We start from the raw sequence: 19,590 nt of genomic DNA, 5'->3' as shown, positions 1-19,590 counted from the left end.
ACAATGATGCAATCCCAAATCGATTTCGCCCTGGCGACACCGGAAATCCTCCTGCTGGTTTTCGGCCTGGCTATCCTGCTCGTCGACGCGGTCAGCAATCACCCCGAGCGCAAGCCGACGTTCCTGCTGACCATGCTTGCCTTGGGCGTGCTGACCGTCGTGTCGGCCGTGCAATGGAAGAACGGCGTTGCGGGCTCGACCTTCAACGGCCTGTACGTCACCGACGACCTGTCGCACCTGCTGAAGATCGCTTCGTACATCGCGGTCGCGGTGACCCTGATCTATGGCCGGGTCTATGCGCAGGTGCGCGACATGCTCAAGGGCGGCGAACTCTACGTCCTGACCCTGTTCGCGCTGCTGGGCCAGATGGTCATGATTTCCTCCGGGAACCTGATCTCGATCTACCTGGGCCTGGAGCTCATGTCGCTGGCGCTCTATGCGCTGATCGCCCTGCGCCGCGACGATGTCGTGGCCACCGAAGCCGCCATGAAGTACTTCGTGCTGGGCGCGCTGGCCTCGGGCTTCCTGCTGTATGGCATGTCCATGATCTACGGCGCCACGGGTCACCTGGACCTGACCGAAGTATCCAAGGTCATCGCCGCCGGCCGCGCCGAGAAGTTGGCGCTGGTGTTCGGCATCGTGTTCCTGGTGGCGGGCCTTGCGTTCAAGCTGGGCGCCGTGCCGTTCCACATGTGGGTGCCGGACGTCTACCAGGGTTCGCCGACGGCGGTCACGCTGATCCTGGGCGGCGCGCCCAAGCTGGCCGCCTTTGCCATCACGCTGCGCCTGCTGGTTGACAGCCTGCACGGCCTGGCCGCCGACTGGCAGCCGATGCTGATGATCCTGGCGGTGCTGTCGCTGGCCATCGGCAACCTGACCGCCATCGCGCAGACCAACTTCAAGCGCATGCTGGCCTACTCGACCATCTCGCACATGGGCTTCGTGCTCCTGGGCCTGATGTCGGGAGCGGTCGTGGGCAAGCCGGAACTGTCGTCCGCCGCCTACGGCGCGTCGCTGTTCTACATGCTGACCTACGTGCTGACCACGCTTGCCAGCTTCGGCATCGTGTTGCTGCTGTCGCGCCAGGGCTTCGAATGCGAGCATATCGACGACCTGAAGGGCCTGAACCGCCGCAGCCCGTGGCATGCCGCCATTGTGCTGCTGCTGATGTTCTCGCTGGCCGGCATTCCGCCGCTGGTGGGCTTCTACGCCAAGCTGGCCGTGCTGCAGGCCCTGATCAGTGCCGGCCACGTCACGCTGGCCGTGATCGCGGTGATGTTCTCCCTGATCGGCGCGTTCTACTACCTGCGCGTGGTCAAGGTCGTGTACTTCGACGAACCGGCGGCTGACGCCGCGCCGATGGTCGCAACCTGCGCCCAGCGCGGCGTGCTGTCGGTCAATGGCGCCTTGATCCTGGTGCTGGGCCTGTTGCCGGGCGGCCTGATGGCCTTGTGCGTGCAGGCCATCCGCTCCTCGCTGAGCCTGTAAGGGACGGATAACAGCCATGAACCAGACTTTGGCGGTATGGCTGTTGATCGCGCTGGCGCTTGTCAGCGCGAACCTTCCGTTCCTGAGCGAGCGGGTGTTCGCCGTCCTGCCCTGGAAACAGGGCGGCGCGGCGGCGGTCAAGCCGCTCTGGATGCGCCTGATCGAAGTGCTGGTGTTCTACGCCATCGTCGGCGCGCTGGGATTTGCGTTCGAATCCACGCTGGGCAACCGCTTTGCCCAGACCTGGGAGTTCTACGCGATCACGCTCAGCCTGTTCCTGGTGCTGGCCTATCCCGGTTTCGTGTACCGCTATTTGTTCAAGCGGCACCCTCGCTTGCGCGCCTGAAGGCCCGCCAATGCCCCAAACGCCCCGTCAGGGGCGTTTTTTTTGTTGGTACAGGGAATTCGGCGGACCTTGCTGAAAGCGTCTTGCCGGCCGTTCCAGGCCCGCTGGCGGGCACTTCGAGATACGCAAATATTCAAGAAAACCAGCCCTGGCGACGGGTGGATCCGGCACCATTAACAGTCGTTATAACCCGCTATATATATCGAAAACCCATTAACTGGTGTTGTTTTTTCATCTTTTAGATGAGCGACATGCCTGCATTCAGGTTTCATTCAGCGACCGAGGTCAGAATCGCAAACGACAAAAAAACAAGAATCGTTGCTATTCACATTTTGGAGAAGCTGGTTTGAAGCCCCAAGACTCGTATTCGCTGAATACGCTCACTACCTCCCTTGCCGCCGCCATCGCGGCGCCCGCGCTGTTCATCAGCCCCTACGCAGCAGCCCAGTCCGCCGACGCCGGCGTGACGCAGCTGTCGCCCGTCCGTGTGGAAGGGGAGGGATCCTCCTATCAGACGTCGACGGCCCAGTCGCCCAAGATGACCGCGCCCTTGCTGGACACGCCGCGCACCGTGCAGGTCGTGCCCAGGCAGGTGATCCAGGACCAGGCGGCGTCGTCGCTGCAGGACGTGCTGCGCAACTCCCCGGGCATTACGTTCGGCGCGGGCGAGGGTGGCCGTCCGGGCGGTGACCTGCCCATCATCCGCGGCCAGAACTCCGCGGGCAGCATTTTCCTGGACGGCATCCGCGATTCGAGCACGCAGGTGCGCGATACGTTCAACCTGGAACAGGTGGAAATCATCAAGGGACCGGACTCGGTGTATGCGGGCCGCGGCGGCGCGGGCGGCAGCATCAACATGGTCAGCAAGGCCCCGAAGGCCACGGATTTCACCGAAGCCACCGCGCAGATCGGCACGGACAACAACTACCGCGCGACGATCGACAGCAACTGGCGCCTGGACGAGAAGGCCGCGTTCCGCCTGAACGTGATGGGCAACAAGGGCGATGTGCCCGGCCGCGACAATGCCGTGGACTTCGAGCGCTGGGGCGTGGCGCCGTCGCTGATGCTGGGCGTGGGCACGCCGACTCGCATCACGCTGAGCTACTACCATTATCAAGACGACAGCATGCCCGATTACTCCATCCCGTATGACCCGAAGTCGGGCCAGCCGGTGACGGAGACGATGGGCGTGAGCCGCAAGTCGTTCTACGGCCTGACCGGCCGGGATTTCATGAAGACCCGCGATGACGTCGTGACGGCAGACTTGCAGCACGATTTCTCCGACAAGCTGCAGTTGCGCAACGTGATCCGCTACGGCCGCGGCACGACCGACTTCGCCGCGACGAACCCGGACGACAGCAAGAACAACGTGCCCAATGGCCTGGTCTACCGTGCGCTCAAGTCGGGCTACTACGTCACCAAGAGCTTCGCGAACCAGACGGACCTGACGGGCGAATTCGAGACCGGCAGCCTGAAGCACTCGTTCGACCTGGGGTTCGAGTACAGCAATATCAAGCAGGACAAGGACAGCTATACCCAATCCGGCGTTCCGACCAGCACCAGCTGCACGCGGCTCTCGGTGGTGTGCGCGTCGCTGTGGAACCCGGATCCCGGCACTGACTACACGGGATCTCTGAAGCGCAACAACAATCCCGCGCGCTACAACACCGACACGGTGGCGCTGTATGCGTTCGACACCATCAAGCTGAATGAGCAGTGGCAGGCCAGCCTGGGCGGACGCTGGGACAACTATCGCACCAGCGCGACCAATCTGACCTCCGTCCCGGCGACGGCCTCGGCCAAGCGCGAGGACAGCCTCTTCAACTACCAGGTCGGCCTGGCCTACAAGCCGCTGCCCAACGGTACGATTTACGCCACCTACGGCACCTCGTCCACGCCGTCCGCCGTTGCCGGCAGCGCGATCAGCGATGCCGTCAGCGTCACGACGCAGACGCTCGAGCCGGAAAAGAGCCGTACGGTCGAAGTGGGCACCAAGTGGCAGGTCCTGGACGACAAGCTGACGCTGTCGGCGGCGGCGTTCCACGACACCCGCAAGAACACCAGCGTGGCGGTGTCCGCGACCGAAACGGCCCAGGTGGGCGAAGCCAAGGTGCGCGGTATTGAACTGGGCTTCTCGGGCGCGATCACGCCCAAGTGGAACGTGTTCGGCGGCTACACCTTCATGGACAGCGAAATGACCAAGGGCGCCTACAACAGCGGCGCCGTCGGCCAGGACCTGCCCAACACCCCGCGCAACGCCTTCAGCCTGTGGACCACCTACAAGGTGTTGCCCAAGCTGACGATCGGCGGCGGCGCCTTCTACGTGGACAAGCTGTACGGCAACTCGGATGCGACGTACAACGCCAACGGCACGCCCAAGGCGCGCTGGGTGCCTTCGTACTGGCGCTTCGACGCCATGGCGGGCTACGACTTCAACGAACATGTCTCGGCGCAGTTGAACGTGCTGAACATTTTCGACGAAACGTACTACACCAAGGCCTATGCGGCGCACTATGCGGCGCTGGGCACGGGCCGGGCGGCGCTGCTGTCCCTGCGCGTGCGCTACTGATCCCTCAGTCGCAGCAAAAGGAAAAGCCACCGCGAGGTGGCTTTTTCGTTCTGGAAGTTGGTGGCGGGAGACCGCTATCAGCTTTCAAACCAGTTCAGCACGCCGTCCAGGCCGGAGACGTTCAAGGCAAAGCGCGTCTGCCGGCGAACCAGCGGCTTGGCGTGATAGGCCACGGGGAAGCCCGCGGCGGCCAGCATTTTCAGGTCATTGGCGCCGTCGCCCATGGCGATGATCTGGTTCTCCGCCGCGCCATGCGCGCGGGCGAACTCGCGCAGATGGACCGCCTTGGCGTCGGCATCCAGAATGTCGCCCACCACCTGCCCGGTCAGCACGCCGTTGTCGATCTCGAGCGTGTTGGCGTGCGCGCTGTCCAGCTTCAGGCGGTCGCGCAGGCGTTCCGTGAAGAAGGTGAAGCCTCCCGACACCAGCAACACCTTGATGCCGGCGGACTGCGCGGTGGTGATCAGGCGCTCGGCGCCCGGGTTCAGGCGCAGTTTTTCCGCGTAGACCTGTTCCAGCGCGCCGGCCGGCACGCCCTTGAGCAGGGCGACCCGGCGGCGCAGGCTTTCCGCGAAATCCTTGATCTCGCCACGCATCGCGGCCTCGGTGATCTCGGAAACCTTGTCCTTCACGCCGGCCACGCCCGCGATCTCGTCGATGCACTCGATGTTGATCAGGGTGGAGTCCATGTCCATGGCCAGCACCTTGCAGTCCGACAGCTTGAGGCCGGCGGGCACAAAGGCGACATCCACGCCGCGGCCGTCGGCCCAGGCCACGACCTCGGCGCGGGTCTGGGCGTCATGCTGCACGTCGAGCAGGCGGGCGGCGGTATTGCTGATGCGCGCCACGCCCTGGGCCTGGGCCAGGGCGGCCAGTTGCTCCGCGTGTTCGATGCTCAGGCCGGGGGATTGGACGACGAGGTGGTGGATAGTCATAAGGGGTAGGAAACAGTGGCGTGGATTATTTCAGGGCGCGCAGGACGGCGCGCACGGCGTCGGCGCGGGCGGGGATTTGCGCCGCCTTGATCTCAACCCGCAATTTATCCTGTCCGGCCAGTTTGATGTGGCGTTGGCGCTGCACGAGCTCGATGATCCGGGCGGGGTCGACCGAGGTCTTGGGACCGAATTGCAGCAAGGCCTGCGTTTCGCTGGCGTCGATCTTGACGATGCCCAGCGGTTGGGCCGCCAGGCGCAGGCGATGCGTGGCGAGTAGTGTCTGCGCTGCCTCGGGCAGCTTGCCGAAACGGTCGATCAGCTCTTCCTGGATGTGGATCAGGTCGTCTTCGTCGGCCGCGTGCGCCAGGCGTTTATAGATACCCAGGCGCGCATGCACGTCGGCGCAATAGTCGGAGGGCAGCAGCGCCGGGGCGTGCAGGTTGACCTCGCAGGCCAGGTTGAAGGGCGCGTCCAGGTCGGGTTCTTCGCCCGCGCGCAAGGCGCGGACGGCCTCGTTGAGCATCTCGTTGTACATCGAGAAACCCACTTCCTGGATGTTGCCGGACTGCGAATCCCCCAGCACCTCGCCGGTGCCGCGGATTTCCAGGTCATGCATGGCCAGATAGAAGCCCGAGCCGAGTTCCTCCATGGCCTGGATGGCCTCGAGGCGCTTCTTGGCGTTGTTGGTGATGGCGTCCTCGCCCGGCGTCAGCAGGTAGGCGTAGGCCTGGTGGTGCGAACGCCCGACCCGCCCGCGCAGCTGATGCAGCTGGGCCAGCCCGAAGCGGTCCGCGCGATGGATCACGATGGTGTTCGCGCTGGGCACGTCGATGCCGGTCTCGATGATGGTGGTGCACAGCAGTACGTTGTAGCGCTGCTGGTAGAAGCCCTTCATCACCTGTTCCAGTTCGCGCTCGGGCATCTGGCCGTGCGCCACGGCGATCCGTGCCTCGGGCACCAGTTCTTCCAGGCGGGCGCGACGGTTGTGGATGGTTTCGACCTCGTTGTGCAGGAAATAGCACTGGCCGCCGCGCTTGAGTTCCCGAAGCAGGGCTTCGCGCAAGGTGCTGCCGTCCTCGCGCCGCACAAAGGTCTTGATGGCCAGGCGCTTCTGCGGCGCGGTGGCGATGACGGAGAAGTCGCGTATGCCTTCCAGCGACATGCCCAGCGTGCGCGGGATGGGCGTGGCCGTCAGCGTCAGAACGTCGACCTCGGCCCGCAGCGCCTTGAGTGCTTCTTTCTGGCGCACGCCGAAACGGTGCTCTTCGTCGATGACCACCAGGCCCAGGCGCTTGAACTTGACGTCCTTGGACAGGATCTTGTGGGTGCCGATGACGATGTCGACCCGGCCGTCGTTGATGCCCTCGATGGCGGCGGCCACTTCCTTGGGCGAGCGAAAGCGCGACAACTCCACGACGCGCACGGGCCAGTCGGCGAAGCGGTCGGAGAAGGTCTGCGCGTGCTGTTCGGCGAGCAGCGTGGTCGGGCACAGCAGCGCGACCTGCTTGCCGTTGGCCACGGCCAGGAAGGCGGCGCGCAGCGCCACTTCGGTCTTGCCAAAGCCCACGTCGCCGCAGACCAGGCGGTCCATGGGCCGGCCGGAGGTCATGTCGCCGATCACGGCTTCGATGGCGGCGGCCTGGTCGGCCGTTTCCTCGAAGCCGAAGCCCTCGGCGAACGCCTCGTAGTCGTTCAGGGGCAGGTTGAAGGCGAAGCCCTCGCGCGCCGCGCGCTGCGCATAGAGCGCCAGCAGTTCGGCGGCGGTGTCGCGGACCTGCCTGGCCGCCTTGCGGCGGGCCTTGTCCCATTGGCCGGAGCCCAGCTGGTGCAGCGGCGCGGCTTCCGGGTCGGCGCCGCTGTAGCGGGCGATGACATGCAGCTGCGACACCGGGACGTACAGGGTGCTGCCGTTGGCGTATTCGAGATGGAGGAATTCCATCTCGCCTTCGCCCATGTCCATGTTGACCAGGCCGTGATAGCGCCCGATGCCGTGCTGCGCATGTACGACCGGGTCGCCGGCGCGCAGCTCGGACAGGTCGCGCACCATGGCTTCGACGTTGCTGGCGCGTTCCTGGTCGCGCTTGCCGCGCCGGCCGGTGCCGGCCAGCCCGGGGTACAGGTCGTTCTCGGTCAGGAACGCGAGGTTGGCGCCGGGCAGTTCAAAACCGGTGCCCAATGCCGCGGCGACGATGCCGAAATGCGCGTCCGAGGCCAGGAAGGTTTCAATGGTGTCTGGCTGGGCGTCCGGTGTGACGCCGAATTCGTTCAGCATCTGCACCAGCGTTTCGCGGCGGCCGGCCGAGTCCGCGCACAGCAGCACGCGGGTCTGGCGCGTTTGCACCAGCGTGCGCAGCTTGGCGATGGGATCTTCGGAGCGGCGGGCCACGCTGACATCGGGCGCGGCGCGGAAGTCGGGGTGGGGCTGGCCTGCAGCCAGCGACAGGCGGCGGAATTCCTTCAGCCGGGTGTAGAGCGATTCGTTGTCCAGGAACAGGGCGGACGGCGGCAGAACCGGACGCTCGCGGTCGCTCTTCAGGAAGCTGTAGCGGCTGGACGTGTCCTGGTTGAAGCGCTGGATCGCATCGTCGATATCGCCGACGGTGACCGTGACCGTGCCCTCGGTCAGGTAGTCGAACAAGGTGGCCGTTTCTTCGAAGAAGAGCGGCAGGTAGTACTCCACGCCGGCAAACGGAATGCCGTTGCCGATGTCCTTGTAGGGCAGCGCGCGCGAGGGATCGCCTTCGAAGATCTCGCGAAAGCGTGCGCGGAAGCGGTTGCGCGACTCCTCGTCCATCGGAAATTCGCGGCCGGGCAGGAGCTGCACCTCGCGCACCGGGTACAGGCTGCGCTGCGTGTCGACGTCGAAGCTGCGGATGGTCTCGATCTCGTCGTCGAACAGGTCCAGGCGGTAAGGCACCACCGAGCCCATGGGGAACAGGTCGATCAGCCCGCCGCGCAGGCAGAATTCGCCCGGCGCCGTAACCTGGGTGACGTGGTTGTAGTTGGCCAGGGTGAGCTGCGCGCGCAAGGCTGCCTCGTTCAGCCGGTCTTTCTGCTTGAACGAGAAGGTGTATGCGGCCAGGAACGAGGGCGGAGCCAGCCGGTACAGCGCGGTGGTGATGGGCACCGTCAGCACATCCACCGTCTTCGTCATCAGCGAATGCAGCGTGTGCAGGCGCTCGGAGATCAGGTCCTGGTGCGGCGAGAAGGCGTCATAGGGCAGTGTTTCCCAGTCGGGGAGCTGCCGGACGCGCAAGCCGGGGGCAAACAGCTGGATCTCTTCGGCCAGCCGTTGGGCCTCCAGCGGCTCGGCCGTGAGGATGACCAGCGGAGCGCCGGCCTGGCGCGCCAGGTCCGCAAGCAGCCAGGCGTCGCCCGAACCCGGAGGCCGGGGCTGCGCATAGCGCGCGCCCGGTTTCAGCGCGGACAGGGTAGGGACCGTCGCGGGGACGGGAGGCGCTGCTGTGGCGGAGTTGGAGGGGGTGGGCATCAGGCTGGAAGCGGACATCAAGCGGAAGATTATAAAATCACCGCACCATGTCTGACTCAATCATTGCGATCGTGCCCGCTGCGGGTGTCGGTGCCCGCGCCAGCCGGCCCGGGCACGAGGCCATTCCCAAACAGTATCGTCCACTGTCCGGACAGCCCATGCTGCGGCACGCGGTGTGCGCCTTGCTGGCGGATGAACGCGTATCCCAGGTGCGCGTGGCCGTGACGCCGGGCGACGGCTGGGTGGACGAGGCGCTGGCCGGCCTGCCGCGCACCGTCTGGCGCGCCTGCGGTGGCGCCACGCGCGCCGATACCGTCGCCGGCGCGCTGGCCGACAGCGGCGTGGCGGACGATGCCTGGGTGCTGGTGCACGACGCGGCGCGCCCGGGCTTGCCCGCCGCCGCGCTGGGACGGCTGATCGATGCCTGCCTGGCGGATCCGGTCGGGGGGCTGCTGGCCCTGCCAGTGGCCGATACGGTGAAGTCTGGCCACGAGCGGGTGGAGCGCACGCTGAACCGCAATGGCCTCTGGCTGGCGCAGACGCCGCAGATGTTTCGGGCCGGCGTGCTGCGCGATGCGCTCACGGCGGCCTCCGTGAATGGCGTGACCGTCACCGACGAGGCTTCGGCCATCGAGGCTGCCGGCTACGCGCCATTGCTGGTCCCGGGCGCCATGCGCAATTTCAAGGTGACGTGGCCGGACGATTTTGAACTGATGGAAAAATGGCTATGAGCATTCCTTTCCGCGTCGGGCAGGGCTTTGACGTGCACGCATTGGTCGAGGGCCGGCCGCTGATCATCGGCGGGGTCACGATTCCCCACACGCATGGCCTGCTGGGGCATTCCGACGCCGACGTGCTGCTGCACGCGATCACCGACGCGCTGCTGGGCGCAGCCGGGCTGGGCGATATCGGCCGGCACTTTCCCGATACCGACCCGGCCTTCAAGGGCGCGGACAGCCGCGTGCTCCTGCGCGAGGCCGTGGCGCGCGTGCGCCGCGCGGGCTGGGCGCCGGTGAACATCGACGCCACCTTGCATGCGCAAGCGCCCAAGATCGGCCCGCATGCGCCGGCCATGGTGAAGAATATCGCGGCCGATACCGGCCTGGCCGAGGCCGAGGTCAACATCAAGGCCAAGACCAACGAGGGCCTGGGCTATCTGGGACGCAAGGAAGGCATCGCGGCGACGGTAGTGGCCCTGCTGGCCCGCAGCGGTTCTTGAATCAGCACCCTTTGCCCTCATCCGCGGCGTGCCTGCGGCGGAATGCAAGCGAAAGTCATCGTTTATTTACGTTGGTATATATCTATAACAAATGAGCGGTCACGATTGATTTGATCTGGAATATTCTGCGCTACTCAAATCTGACTAGACAGAGATATTCGGATGCATTTACGTGGCGTTGGCTTGCTATTGGTCCTAGGCGCATGCGTTTCACCTGCACATGCTGAATATGAACAGCAGCTTGGCCCTCTGGCAGGCACCGTCAAGCAACAGCTGCTGAAGGGGTGGACAGCAGGGGAGCAGGATGGCTGGTTTACCTTGCGCAATAGCGAAGTGCCCGGCAGCGAGCAGACCCTTTATCTGAATGTCGGGCCGGCGCCCGAAAATGGCCGCATCACCGACGTCAACGTGGTCGTCAGTTCAAAGAACCCCAAGGCCTCCATCGGCGTGGCCCTGAATAACCGCGCGCGCAACAGCCTGTGCCTGCTTGAGATCACGGCTGGCAAGAATACGCTGCTCTTTTGCCTTGAAGGTGACAAGCGCACCGATATCGCTTCCGTTCCCAATGTCGCGAAGCTGGATGGCTCGGACCGCATAAAAGTAGTGGAAGTGCCCGGAGCCGCGCGGTTTCTCGTGAATGGCCAGAAAATCGGCGACGTCGGGAATGTGCCTGCGCTGGGCTCCCAGATCGGCATCATGGCCTACGACGAAGGCACCTTCGGCATAGCGGATTTCGCGATCAATTCCAATTTGAATCCCAAGCAATCCGACGCCAGTCCGCAGCGCGGCGGGGCGGGTGCGCCACAGAAGCCGCAACCGCCGGGGCAGGCCCCGTCGGCGGCGCCGTCACCGGCCAACAACACCGGGCTGCCCGGAGCCGGCCCCTATCCGAGATTCGGTGGCGATACCCTGCGCATCGTCGGGGTCTACGTCGGGATCATGCGCAGCATTTTCCTGCATGAGTTCGGGCATGCCTTGATCGGGGAACTGGAACTGCCCTCGACCGGCGCGGAAGAGGACGCGGTCGACATCTACGCAGCCTTGCGGATCGTTGAGCCGACAATGTATCCCTCGGACGACAAGGATCTGAACGTCATGGTCCAGGATGCCGCGACCTACGCGGCCTTGCAGTGGTACTACAGCGGCAAACTGGCTGAAAAGAGAGGGGCTTCCGAAACGTCCGCCTGGCAGGACGAGCATACCGGCGATCTCAAGCGTTTTCGCAACATGCTCTGCATCATGTATGGCGGCAATCCCAGTGTTTTCGAGCCGGTGGCCAAGCATGTCGGCTTCGAAGACCGGACCAAGGCGCGATGCGCCGACGAATTCCAAAAGCAGAACCGGGCCTGGCGCAGGATCCTGGCGCCGCATACCCGGGTGGGGACCTGGACTCCCGATGGCCAGCAGCCGGCCACGGCGCCCGGCGCCCCGGTCAATGTCGTCTTTGAGCCATCGAAGCGCAAAATCGGCAATCTCTTCGCGAACAACCTTTCCGAGGCGATCACAGGCAACATCAAGCTGCTTGGGGAAACCTATGTTCTGCCGCGGCCGGTGAACGTGGTTTTCAAGGACTGCGGACAGCTCAATGCCTGGTACAGCCCGCGCGAAGGCACGATCACCATGTGCTATGAGCTGATAGAAAATATCGCGGTGATGATTTCGGACATTGAAACGGGGACCGTGGGAGGGGAGGTTGTCGCAAAGGAGGGCGCTTCCGCGGTGCCGCCGCGTCAGCAAGCGCCTGCCGGTCAAGGCATGCCCCCCTTGCCCAGCGGCGCCTTTGATGAACTGAAAGACAGCGGCGTGCCGGCAACGAACCTGCTGTTCTCATCGCCCTACAAGGGGCCCACGCCCAACAAGCACACCAAGGCTCAGGTGATAACGACGCCGGATCTGGTCAGGCTGATCACGAACGACAAGAGCATTCTGATCATCGATACCAGCGGGCTGCGCGAAACCCTGCCGATCGCCTATCCGCTGGGCGATGCGGGTTCGGATGGCAGCGTTACCGATCAACTGCAGGGCGCCCTCGATGCCTGGCTGCAAAAGAAAACCGGCGGCGACCGGAAGACCCCCGTCGTGTTCATGGGAGGCGGCATGAATGATCGCTCGTCCTATAACGCGGCCTTGCGCGCGGGGATGCTGGGCTGGCAGACCTATTGGTATCGCGGCGGTATCGAGGCGTGGGTCGCGAACGGCTTGCCGACCGCGGCCGTCAAGTCGGCCAAGGACTAGGCCACGGCGCCGCCGGCCGGAATCCGGTGGTCGCCCAAGGGCCGTTCGATGAAAAAAACCCGCCTGTGCGACACCGGCGGGTTTTTCATTGCCATCGGGCGGGGCTTACTTGCCCTGGGCTGCCAGCGCGAGGGCGGCGGCGTTGACCACGGAGGCGATACGGCCGGCGTCGCGGAGCTGTTCGGTCGACAGGCCGTCGTTCTTCAGGTTTTCATAATGCGAGGCCACGCAGAAGTGGCACTTGCCGATGATGGAGGCCACCAGCGCGAACAGTTCAAAGCGCTTCTTCTCCACGCCGCCATGGGTGGCGTAGGCGTTCATGCGCAATTGGGCCGGCAGGCTCTTCAACTGGGCGTCGCCGGTCATCTCCACGTAGGGATACCAGGTGTTGTTCATGCCCATGAGGGCCGAGGCGGTCAGCGCGGCATTCGCGTCGCCTTCGGACAGGCCGCTCTTGAAAGCTTCCACCAGCACCGGGCTGCGCGCGGCGTAGGCGGCGGACAGGGCGGCGCCCACGGCATCTTCGGGAGCCAGGGTTGAACGGGCAATCACGGCGTCCAGATTCAGGCGGATGTCCTTGGCCCAATCCGGCAGCTGTTCCTTAATGGTCGTAAGAAATTCCATAGTTTTTACCTATAATCTAGAGCAGTTAAAGCCCGGCGCGGGACCTGCGTACAGGCCCCGGACCGGGCTGGAAATTACAGCGTGGCGCCGCCAACCGTACGGTTGCACGGGCACAGCTCGTCGGTTTGCAGGCCGTCGAGCAGACGCAGAACTTCTTCCGGATTACGGCCGACGTTCAGGTTGTTCACCGAAACGTGCTGGATCGTGTTGTCCGGGTCCACGATGAAGGTGGCGCGCAGAGCAACGCCAGCACCCTTTTCACGGACGCCCAGCTGGTCGATCAGGGCACCGGTGGTGTCGCCGAATTGGTAGTGACCCAGCTTGTTCAGGTCCGGATGCTCACGACGCCATGCCAGCTTGACGAATTCGTTGTCGGTCGAGCCGCCCAGCAGGACGGCGTCGCGGTCTTCGAAGTCCTTGGCCAGCTTGTTGAAGCCGACGATTTCGGTCGGGCAAACAAACGTGAAGTCTTTCGGGTAGAAGTAAATCACCTTCCACTTGCCGGGGAACGAGCTTTCGGTGATGTCTTCAAACGCCGACACGCCATTTTCTTCGTGCTGGTTGAAGCCGGGCTTTACGCCGGTGACCTTGAAGGGCTCGAGTTTGTCGCCAACAGTTTTCATGTTTACTCCCAGTAGTTGTTGGGTGGAGATAAGGCAGTGCCTCAAACCATAAATTCTACGCTATGGATTATCGTTGTCTAATTGATAATTCCTAAACTTGGCTTTGGGCAACTCTATCCTGGCGGTCAGGCCGCCCCCTTCGCGAGGCAGCATCCGCAAGGAGCCTCCGACGTGCTTGAGCAGGCGCTCCACGATCGCCAGGCCCAGGCCCGCGCCGCTGACGCCGGTGCGCGCCGCTTCGCCGCGGGAGAAGGGCCGGAGAAGCCGGTCTACGTCTTCGGGGGCGATGCCCGGTCCGCGGTCGGACACCTCGATGACGATCATGCTTCCTTCAGCTTGCAGTGTCATGACCAGATGCGCCATGCCGTCGGGGGACCGGCCGTAGCGGCGCGCGTTTTCGATCAGGTTGCTGACGATGCGCTTGAGATCCAGCGCGGTGATCCGGGCGCGCAAGCCCTGCTCCAGCGACGCTTCCAGCTCTCCACCCAGCGAGGCGGTATGGCTGCGCTCGCGTTCGTAGAGTTCGGCCAGGACGGCTGAGATATCGGTTGCCAGTTGCGGCAGCGTGCCGGCGGGACGCGCGTACTCCATCAACTGGCCGATACTGTGATCGATCTGGCCCAGGTCTTCGTCGATGGCCTGGCGGGCGTCTTCGGAAACGCCGCTCAGTTCGATCTCCAGCCGCATCCGCGCAAGCGGCGTGCGCAGGTCGTGCGAAATGCCGGCCAGCATCAGTTCGCGGTCGGCCTCGGCCTGCCTGAGGTCCTTGGCCATCCGGTTGAAGGACGCGTTCAGGTCGCGGATTTCCAGCGGCCCTTGTTCGGGCAGGGCCGCGGGCGTTTCACCCCGGGACAGCACCTGGGCGGCCCGGGCCAGCCGCGACAGCGGCCGGTTGACAAAGCCCACGCTGACCGCGGCCCCCACCAGGGACAGCAGCAGCGCCGTGGCGCCCCAGCCCAGCCATTCGATCCCGCCGGTCAGGCCGATCTGCTCCCGTTCGAACACCAGCCAGTACAGATCCTTTTCTATCTGGAAGCTGACCCAGAAGCCGGGCACCTGATTCACGCCCCAGGCAATCTGCGTTTCCGGGCCGAAGCGCGTGCGGATATGCTGGGCAACGCGTTGCCAGTAGTCGTCGTCGGGGAGGGCTTCGGCAAAGTCGGTGACTTCGCGCGGATAGACCTGAATGCCTTCGTTGGTGGCCAGGTCCAGGAGGAGCTTGCTGCGTTCGCCGTTATGCGAGTAGATCAGCGCCGTGCGCGTGATATTGACGGCCGTGATCACCCGCTGCGCCATCTGATTGGCGCGCGGTCCCAGCTCCATGCTGAAAAATACTTGTAGCCACGCTCCCAGGCTGACGAGCATCAGCGCGGCAAGCAACAGGAACGTGCGGCCGAACAAGCCGAGCCGCAGACGCGATGTCAGGTTCCTGAATGTCTTCCGCAGGCGCGGCACGACGCTGCGCTCCTGCCCGGGGCGGGCGAGTCGATCAGCTACCACCGTCCGGCACGAACACGTACCCCAGACCCCAGACGGTCTGGATGAATACGGGTTTGGACGGATTGGGTTCGATCAGTTTGCGCAGGCGCGAAATCTGGACGTCCAGGCTGCGATCGAAGGCTTCGTATTCACGGCCGCGAGCCAGTTCCATGAGCTTGTCGCGCGACAGGGGAATCTTCGGATGGCGCGCAAACACCTTGAGCACCGAGAATTCACCCGTGGTGATGGGCACCTGTTCGCCGTTGCGCGTGAGCGTGCGGGTGGACAGGTTCAGCACGTAGGGGCCGAAGGCGATGGATTCGTTTTCCTGGCTGGGGGCGCCGGGATGCTCCTCGGTGCCGCGGCGGCGCAGAATCGCATTGATGCGCGCCAGCAGTTCCCGGGGGTTGAACGGCTTGGACAGGTAATCGTCCGCGCCCATCTCCAGGCCGACGATGCGGTCGATCTCTTCCGCCTTGGCCGTCAGCATGATGATGGGGGTATTGTCGTGGCCACCGCGCAGCCGGCGACAGATGGACAGGCCATCTTCTCCAGGCAGCATCAGATCCAGCACGAGCAGGTCGAAGTGCTCGCGTTGCCAGAGTTTGCCCATCTCTTTGGCGTCTTCGGCGACGAAAACGTTGAATCCCTGCTCGGACAAATACCGACGCAGCAAATCGCGCAAGCGCGGATCATCGTCGACGACGAGGATTTTTCGGGTGGGGGTGGTGTTTTGCGTATTCATGGCCGGAAATGTAACAGTGACAAGAACCAGCGGCTAGTGGGCGTTCACAAGATATTACACATTGCGAACCCTGGTTGAAATCCCCCTTACAACCGGGGGCAAAGCTGGCTTATTTCGTACAATCTGCTTCTATGGAACTAAACCTGCTGGCTTTGGAAACTTCTTCGTCCCGTTGTGGCGTGGCCCTTTTGCGGGCGGTCGACGGCCGTCTGGAGGTCAGCGTCAGGGAGCACGAAGGGTCCCAGGAGCACGCTGAACGGCTGCTGCCCATGGCCGACGAACTCCTTGCGGAGTCCGGCCTGGCGCCCGCCGCGCTCCATGCCGTGGCGTTCGGCCAGGGGCCGGGCGGCTTCACGGGCCTGCGCGTCGCTTGTGGCGTGGCCCAGGGCATGGCCCTGGGGCTGGGTATTCCCGTACTGCCCATTGTCTCGCATCAGGCCGTGGCCGCCCAGGTGGCCGCGACTCAGGGCGAGGCGATCGCCGTGGCGCTGGACGCCCGCATGAATGAGGTTTACCTGGCGGTCTACCGCCGGGCCGATGTTTCCAAGGATGAACCGGCTTGGGAAGTCCTGCAAGCGCCCATGCTGATCGCGGCGGCCGAAGTCGTGCCCTGGACCGCGCATCATCTGCCCAACTGGTCGGCCCAGGCGGGCCGGCCGCTGGAATTGCTGCTGGCCGGGGACGCCTGGGATGCGTACGCCGCCGACATGGCCCACCCCGTCCAATGGCGCCGGGCCACGGAAGCCCAGCGTCCGGAGGCGGCCAGCGTGGCGCGTCTGGCCCGCCAGGGCTGGCTGCGGGGCGAGGCCTTGGCACCCGAACTGGCCGCGCCGCTGTACGTGCGCGACAAGGTCGCGTTCACCACCGCCGAACGCATGCGCGGCGAAGGCGGCAATCCCAAGGCGCAACCCTCGCTGGCTATCCCGGTCCCGCAGCCGCTGACTGAGGCCGACCTCGATGAGGTGGTGGCGCTGGAAGCGCATGTGCAGTCGTTCCCCTGGACCCGCGGCAACTTCGCGGATGCCCTGGCGTCGGGCTACGGCGCCTGGACCTTGCGGCGCGACGGCCAGCTGGCCGGATTCTGCATCGTCATGTTCGCGCCCGACGTGGCTCACCTGCTGGTGATCGCCGTTTCCAGGCACCTGCATCGCCAGGGGCTGGGCGGCGTGCTGCTCGAATGGTGCGAACAGCAGGCGCGCGAGCGCGGGCTGGAAGGCGTGCTGCTTGAAGTCCGGCCGTCCAACACGTCCGCCATCAGCTTCTACAAGCGCCACGGCTATCTGCAGATCGGCGTGCGGCGGGCGTATTACCCCGCGGAGAAGGGCGGCAGGGAAGACGCGCTGGTCATGCAAAAGCGCTTCGCGGAAGCAAGCGGAGCGCCGGCATGAGCCCGCTCGACGCCGCGCCGGCGTCTTCCGCGCCGCGCATCAATCCGTTGCAGCGCATCTGGCTGCGCGAGATCGGCATGGAACGGCTGTGGCTGCGCCCGGCGCCCGCGGTCAGCCGGCAGGTCGCCGCGCCGCCGGCCGTGGTTTCCCCGCAGGTTGCGCCGGTTCCGCCTCCGGTGGCCGCAGTAGCGGCCCCGAGTGCCCCCTCCGCCGTGCCCGAGGCGGCCGTCCACGCCGCGGCGGAGCCCGCGCCGGCGCGTCCGGGCGTGCCGGCCTCGATCCTGAACCGCACCGGTCCTCCGCCGCGTCCCGTGCCAAAGGCCGAGGCCAAGGCGGCCGAGCCGCCGCCCATCCCGGTGGCCGAGGCCGTGAAGGACGCCAATCTTGAGCAGCTGAGCGGTCAGGTCTTGGCGTGCAAGGCCTGCGGCCTGTGCCAGGGCCGCCGCCACGCCGTGTTTGGCCAGGGCGCCCAGCCCACCCGCTGGCTGGTGGTGGGCGAAGCGCCAGGCGAGCAAGAGGACCGTCAGGGCCAGCCCTTCGTGGGCCGTTCCGGACAATTGCTGGACGCCATGCTGTCTGCCGTGGGCATGAGCCGCGAGCGCGACGTGTTCATCACCAACGTCATCAAATGCCGTCCGCCGGGCAACCGGAATCCCAAGCCCGAAGAGATCGCGGCCTGCAGCCCCTACCTGATGCGGCAGATCGCGCTGCTCAAGCCCGAGCGCATCCTGGTGCTGGGGCGGTTCGCGGCCCAGACGCTGCTGGGCACCGACGCCACCATAGGCAGCCTGCGCGGCCGCATCCATCAGTTGAAGACGGATGAGGGCGCGGAGATCCCGGTGATCGTGAGCTATCACCCGGCCTATCTGCTGCGCAGTCCGTCCGAGAAGGCAAGGGCCTGGCAGGACCTGAAGCTGGCCTCCCGCACGCTCTGAACGCGATCCGGGCGGCAGGAATGAAAAAACCGGGCATGCGCCCGGTTTTTTTCATTTAAATATCAATCGCTTGGCCGGATTGGCTCAGTGCGAGGAGTCCAGTGCGCGGCCATGGCCTTCCTGGCCGATCTGGTCATGCAGATCGGGATTGGCCAGCATGTTGCGCTTGCTCCAGCGCATGAAGACCACCATCAGCACGGCGACCACGGTGCCGAATATCACGATGATGATGTTGATCGGCAGTTGCAGCCACAGCAGCAGGGTGTACATGGCCACCATCAGCAGAATGTTGAGCTGCTCGTTGAAGTTTTGCACGGCGATGGAATGGCCGGCCGACAGCAGCACATGGCCGCGATGCTGCAGCAGCGCGTTCATCGGCACGACGAAGAAACCGGCCAGGCCGCCTGTCAGCAGCAGCAGCAGGTAGACGCTCCAGGGCTGGTAGACCAGCGGCATCAGCAGCACGACCAGGCCCATGGCGGCGCCCACCGGCAGCACGGACAGCGCGCGGCGCAGCGGGATCCGGCCCGCCAGGATGGAGCCGACCACCGTGCCCAGCGCGGCCACGCCCATCAGCATCGAGGCCTTGTCCAGCTGATAGCCCAAGTGGCTGCGGCCCCATTCGATGACGATCAGCTGCAGCGTGGCGCCCGCGCCCCAGAACAGGGTGGTGACCGCCAGGGAGATCTGGCCGAGCTTGTCTTTCCAGAGCACACAGACATAGCCCCAGAAGGTGCGGATGAGGCGGATGGGGTTTTTTTGCTGGGGCGGATAGCGCACATGGGTGCGCGGAATCATCAGGTTGCACAGCGCCGCCAGCAGATAGACGAAGGCGATGACGAGAATTGCCGCTTCGGCCGGCGTATGCACCAGCCCGCCGATGAAGGAGTGGCTGAGCAGGGCGGTGGAAACCGACGAAGAAATGAGCAGGCCGCCCAGGACCGTGCCCAGGATGATGGAGAAGACCGTCAGGCCCTCGATCCAGCTGTTGCCCTTGACCAGCATGGACGGCGGCAGCATTTCCGTGACGATGCCGTACTTGGCGGGGGAGTAGGCCGCCGCGCCGATGCCCACCACGGCGTAGGCCGCGCAGACCAGGTAGGTCTGGTACTGGGGGGCGACGCCGATGCTGGCGTACGAGAACATCAGCAGGCAGCCCGCGACTTTCAGGGCGTTGGTGGAGAACATCACGCGGCCCTTGGGGAAGGAATCCGCCAGGGCGCCGACAAAGGCCGCCAGCACGACATAGGCCAACGCGAACGACCACTTCATCATGGGCGCCAACCAGTCGGGACCGTGCAACTCCTGTATCAAGGCGATAGCTGCAATGAACAGCGCATTGTCCGCCAATGACGAGAAGGCCTGCGCGGCCATGACCAGATAGAAACCACGTTTCAAGAATGTCCCCGTTCTTTGGCCTGAGCCCGGCCAGTCCGCGTGAAAATTATGTGTCGTGCCAAAAAGTGTCAGGGAGTATAGCCGGACCGTAGACGGCAGCCATTGAGCGTTTGCCC

Annotated in this window: 15 protein-coding genes; 8 read left to right on the top strand and 7 right to left on the bottom strand. The window is 64.8% G+C overall.

Going from position 1 to position 19,590, the window contains the following annotated elements; all coding sequences use genetic code 11:
• Window positions 1-3: 3 nt before the first annotated feature.
• The 3 genes from nuoN (at window position 4) to HLG70_RS15570 (ending at window position 4,403) form a co-directional block, all read left to right on the top strand.
• Window positions 4-1,488, top strand: a complete 1,485-nt coding sequence (gene nuoN / locus HLG70_RS15580; protein WP_171664318.1) for an NADH-quinone oxidoreductase subunit NuoN — start codon at window positions 4-6, stop codon at window positions 1,486-1,488.
• Between the two features lie 16 nt (window positions 1,489-1,504).
• Window positions 1,505-1,834: a DUF2818 family protein gene (locus HLG70_RS15575; RefSeq protein ID WP_171664317.1), complete on the top strand. Its 330-nt coding sequence runs from the start codon at window positions 1,505-1,507 to the stop codon at window positions 1,832-1,834.
• 346 nt (window positions 1,835-2,180) lie between these two features.
• On the top strand, window positions 2,181-4,403 hold the full coding sequence (locus tag HLG70_RS15570; RefSeq protein ID WP_171664316.1) for a TonB-dependent receptor: 2,223 nt from the start codon (window positions 2,181-2,183) through the stop codon (window positions 4,401-4,403).
• Window positions 4,404-4,480: 77 nt separating this feature from the next.
• Here the strand turns inward: HLG70_RS15570 and serB are convergent, their stop codons facing one another.
• Window positions 4,481-5,338, bottom strand: coding sequence for a phosphoserine phosphatase SerB (gene serB / locus HLG70_RS15565; RefSeq protein ID WP_171664315.1), 858 nt, complete (start codon window positions 5,336-5,338; stop codon window positions 4,481-4,483).
• Window positions 5,339-5,363: 25 nt separating this feature from the next.
• Window positions 5,364-8,846 (bottom strand): transcription-repair coupling factor, encoded by a 3,483-nt coding sequence (gene mfd, locus HLG70_RS15560; RefSeq protein ID WP_171664314.1) that lies wholly within the window; start codon window positions 8,844-8,846, stop codon window positions 5,364-5,366.
• A gap of 29 nt (window positions 8,847-8,875) precedes the next feature.
• Here mfd and ispD point away from each other — a divergent pair, with 29 nt between their 5' ends.
• From ispD to HLG70_RS15545, 3 genes are all read left to right on the top strand, one after another.
• Window positions 8,876-9,559 carry a 2-C-methyl-D-erythritol 4-phosphate cytidylyltransferase gene (ispD, locus tag HLG70_RS15555; RefSeq protein WP_171664313.1) on the top strand — a complete coding sequence of 228 codons (684 nt, stop codon included), beginning with the start codon at window positions 8,876-8,878 and terminating at the stop codon, window positions 9,557-9,559.
• Window positions 9,556-10,047 carry a 2-C-methyl-D-erythritol 2,4-cyclodiphosphate synthase gene (gene ispF / locus HLG70_RS15550; protein ID WP_171664312.1) on the top strand — a complete coding sequence of 164 codons (492 nt, stop codon included), beginning with the start codon at window positions 9,556-9,558 and terminating at the stop codon, window positions 10,045-10,047. Before ispD ends, ispF begins: the two co-directional genes overlap by 4 nt.
• A gap of 162 nt (window positions 10,048-10,209) precedes the next feature.
• Window positions 10,210-12,282, top strand: coding sequence for a DUF4344 domain-containing metallopeptidase (locus HLG70_RS15545; protein WP_171664311.1), 2,073 nt, complete (start codon window positions 10,210-10,212; stop codon window positions 12,280-12,282).
• A gap of 105 nt (window positions 12,283-12,387) precedes the next feature.
• Here HLG70_RS15545 and HLG70_RS15540 read toward each other — a convergent pair whose 3' ends face one another.
• The 4 genes from HLG70_RS15540 to risA form a co-directional block, all read right to left on the bottom strand.
• The gene (locus HLG70_RS15540) at window positions 12,388-12,906 is read right to left on the bottom strand and encodes a carboxymuconolactone decarboxylase family protein (protein WP_057284725.1); all 519 of its coding nucleotides are present in this window, start codon (window positions 12,904-12,906) and stop codon (window positions 12,388-12,390) included.
• 74 nt (window positions 12,907-12,980) lie between these two features.
• A complete protein-coding gene (locus HLG70_RS15535; RefSeq protein WP_006217982.1) occupies window positions 12,981-13,529 on the bottom strand; it encodes a peroxiredoxin in 549 nt (182 codons plus the stop codon).
• 60 nt (window positions 13,530-13,589) lie between these two features.
• On the bottom strand, window positions 13,590-14,984 hold the full coding sequence (gene risS / locus HLG70_RS15530; protein ID WP_171664310.1) for a sensor histidine kinase RisS: 1,395 nt from the start codon (window positions 14,982-14,984) through the stop codon (window positions 13,590-13,592).
• A gap of 34 nt (window positions 14,985-15,018) precedes the next feature.
• Entirely contained in the window at window positions 15,019-15,753 is a 735-nt protein-coding gene (risA, locus tag HLG70_RS15525) for a response regulator transcription factor RisA (protein WP_003813882.1), read from the bottom strand.
• Window positions 15,754-15,884: 131 nt separating this feature from the next.
• Between risA and tsaB the strand changes: the two genes are divergently transcribed.
• Window positions 15,885-17,141 carry a tRNA (adenosine(37)-N6)-threonylcarbamoyltransferase complex dimerization subunit type 1 TsaB gene (gene tsaB, locus HLG70_RS15520; protein ID WP_171664309.1) on the top strand — a complete coding sequence of 419 codons (1,257 nt, stop codon included), beginning with the start codon at window positions 15,885-15,887 and terminating at the stop codon, window positions 17,139-17,141.
• Window positions 17,138-18,076: a uracil-DNA glycosylase gene (locus tag HLG70_RS15515; protein WP_171664308.1), complete on the top strand. Its 939-nt coding sequence runs from the start codon at window positions 17,138-17,140 to the stop codon at window positions 18,074-18,076. Before tsaB ends, HLG70_RS15515 begins: the two co-directional genes overlap by 4 nt.
• 84 nt (window positions 18,077-18,160) lie before the next feature.
• Here HLG70_RS15515 and lplT read toward each other — a convergent pair whose 3' ends face one another.
• Window positions 18,161-19,474, bottom strand: coding sequence for a lysophospholipid transporter LplT (gene lplT / locus HLG70_RS15510; protein ID WP_171664307.1), 1,314 nt, complete (start codon window positions 19,472-19,474; stop codon window positions 18,161-18,163).
• Window positions 19,475-19,590 lie beyond the last annotated feature (116 nt).

It is taken from the genome of Achromobacter deleyi (genome assembly GCF_013116765.2).
GTDB classification, from domain to species: domain Bacteria; phylum Pseudomonadota; class Gammaproteobacteria; order Burkholderiales; family Burkholderiaceae_B; genus Achromobacter; species Achromobacter deleyi_A.
The sequence above is the reverse complement of the archived record's forward strand: the minus strand, read 5'-3'. Positions and strand labels throughout refer to the sequence as shown.

Bases quoted from the DNA above. Each gene is read 5' to 3' on its own strand.
- tsaB (WP_171664309.1), top strand. From the start codon at position 15,885: ATGGAACTAAACCTGCTGGCTTTGGAAACTTCTTCGTCCCGTTGTGGC.
- HLG70_RS15540 (WP_057284725.1), bottom strand. From the start codon at position 12,906: ATGGAATTTCTTACGACCATTAAGGAACAGCTGCCGGATTGGGCCAAG.
- serB (WP_171664315.1), bottom strand. From the start codon at position 5,338: ATGACTATCCACCACCTCGTCGTCCAATCCCCCGGCCTGAGCATCGAA.
- HLG70_RS15575 (WP_171664317.1), top strand. From the start codon at position 1,505: ATGAACCAGACTTTGGCGGTATGGCTGTTGATCGCGCTGGCGCTTGTC.
- HLG70_RS15535 (WP_006217982.1), bottom strand. From the start codon at position 13,529: ATGAAAACTGTTGGCGACAAACTCGAGCCCTTCAAGGTCACCGGCGTA.
- risA (WP_003813882.1), bottom strand. From the start codon at position 15,753: ATGAATACGCAAAACACCACCCCCACCCGAAAAATCCTCGTCGTCGAC.
- HLG70_RS15545 (WP_171664311.1), top strand. From the start codon at position 10,210: ATGCATTTACGTGGCGTTGGCTTGCTATTGGTCCTAGGCGCATGCGTT.
- nuoN (WP_171664318.1), top strand. From the start codon at position 4: ATGATGCAATCCCAAATCGATTTCGCCCTGGCGACACCGGAAATCCTC.
- HLG70_RS15515 (WP_171664308.1), top strand. From the start codon at position 17,138: ATGAGCCCGCTCGACGCCGCGCCGGCGTCTTCCGCGCCGCGCATCAAT.
- ispF (WP_171664312.1), top strand. From the start codon at position 9,556: ATGAGCATTCCTTTCCGCGTCGGGCAGGGCTTTGACGTGCACGCATTG.
- ispD (WP_171664313.1), top strand. From the start codon at position 8,876: ATGTCTGACTCAATCATTGCGATCGTGCCCGCTGCGGGTGTCGGTGCC.
- mfd (WP_171664314.1), bottom strand. From the start codon at position 8,846: ATGTCCGCTTCCAGCCTGATGCCCACCCCCTCCAACTCCGCCACAGCA.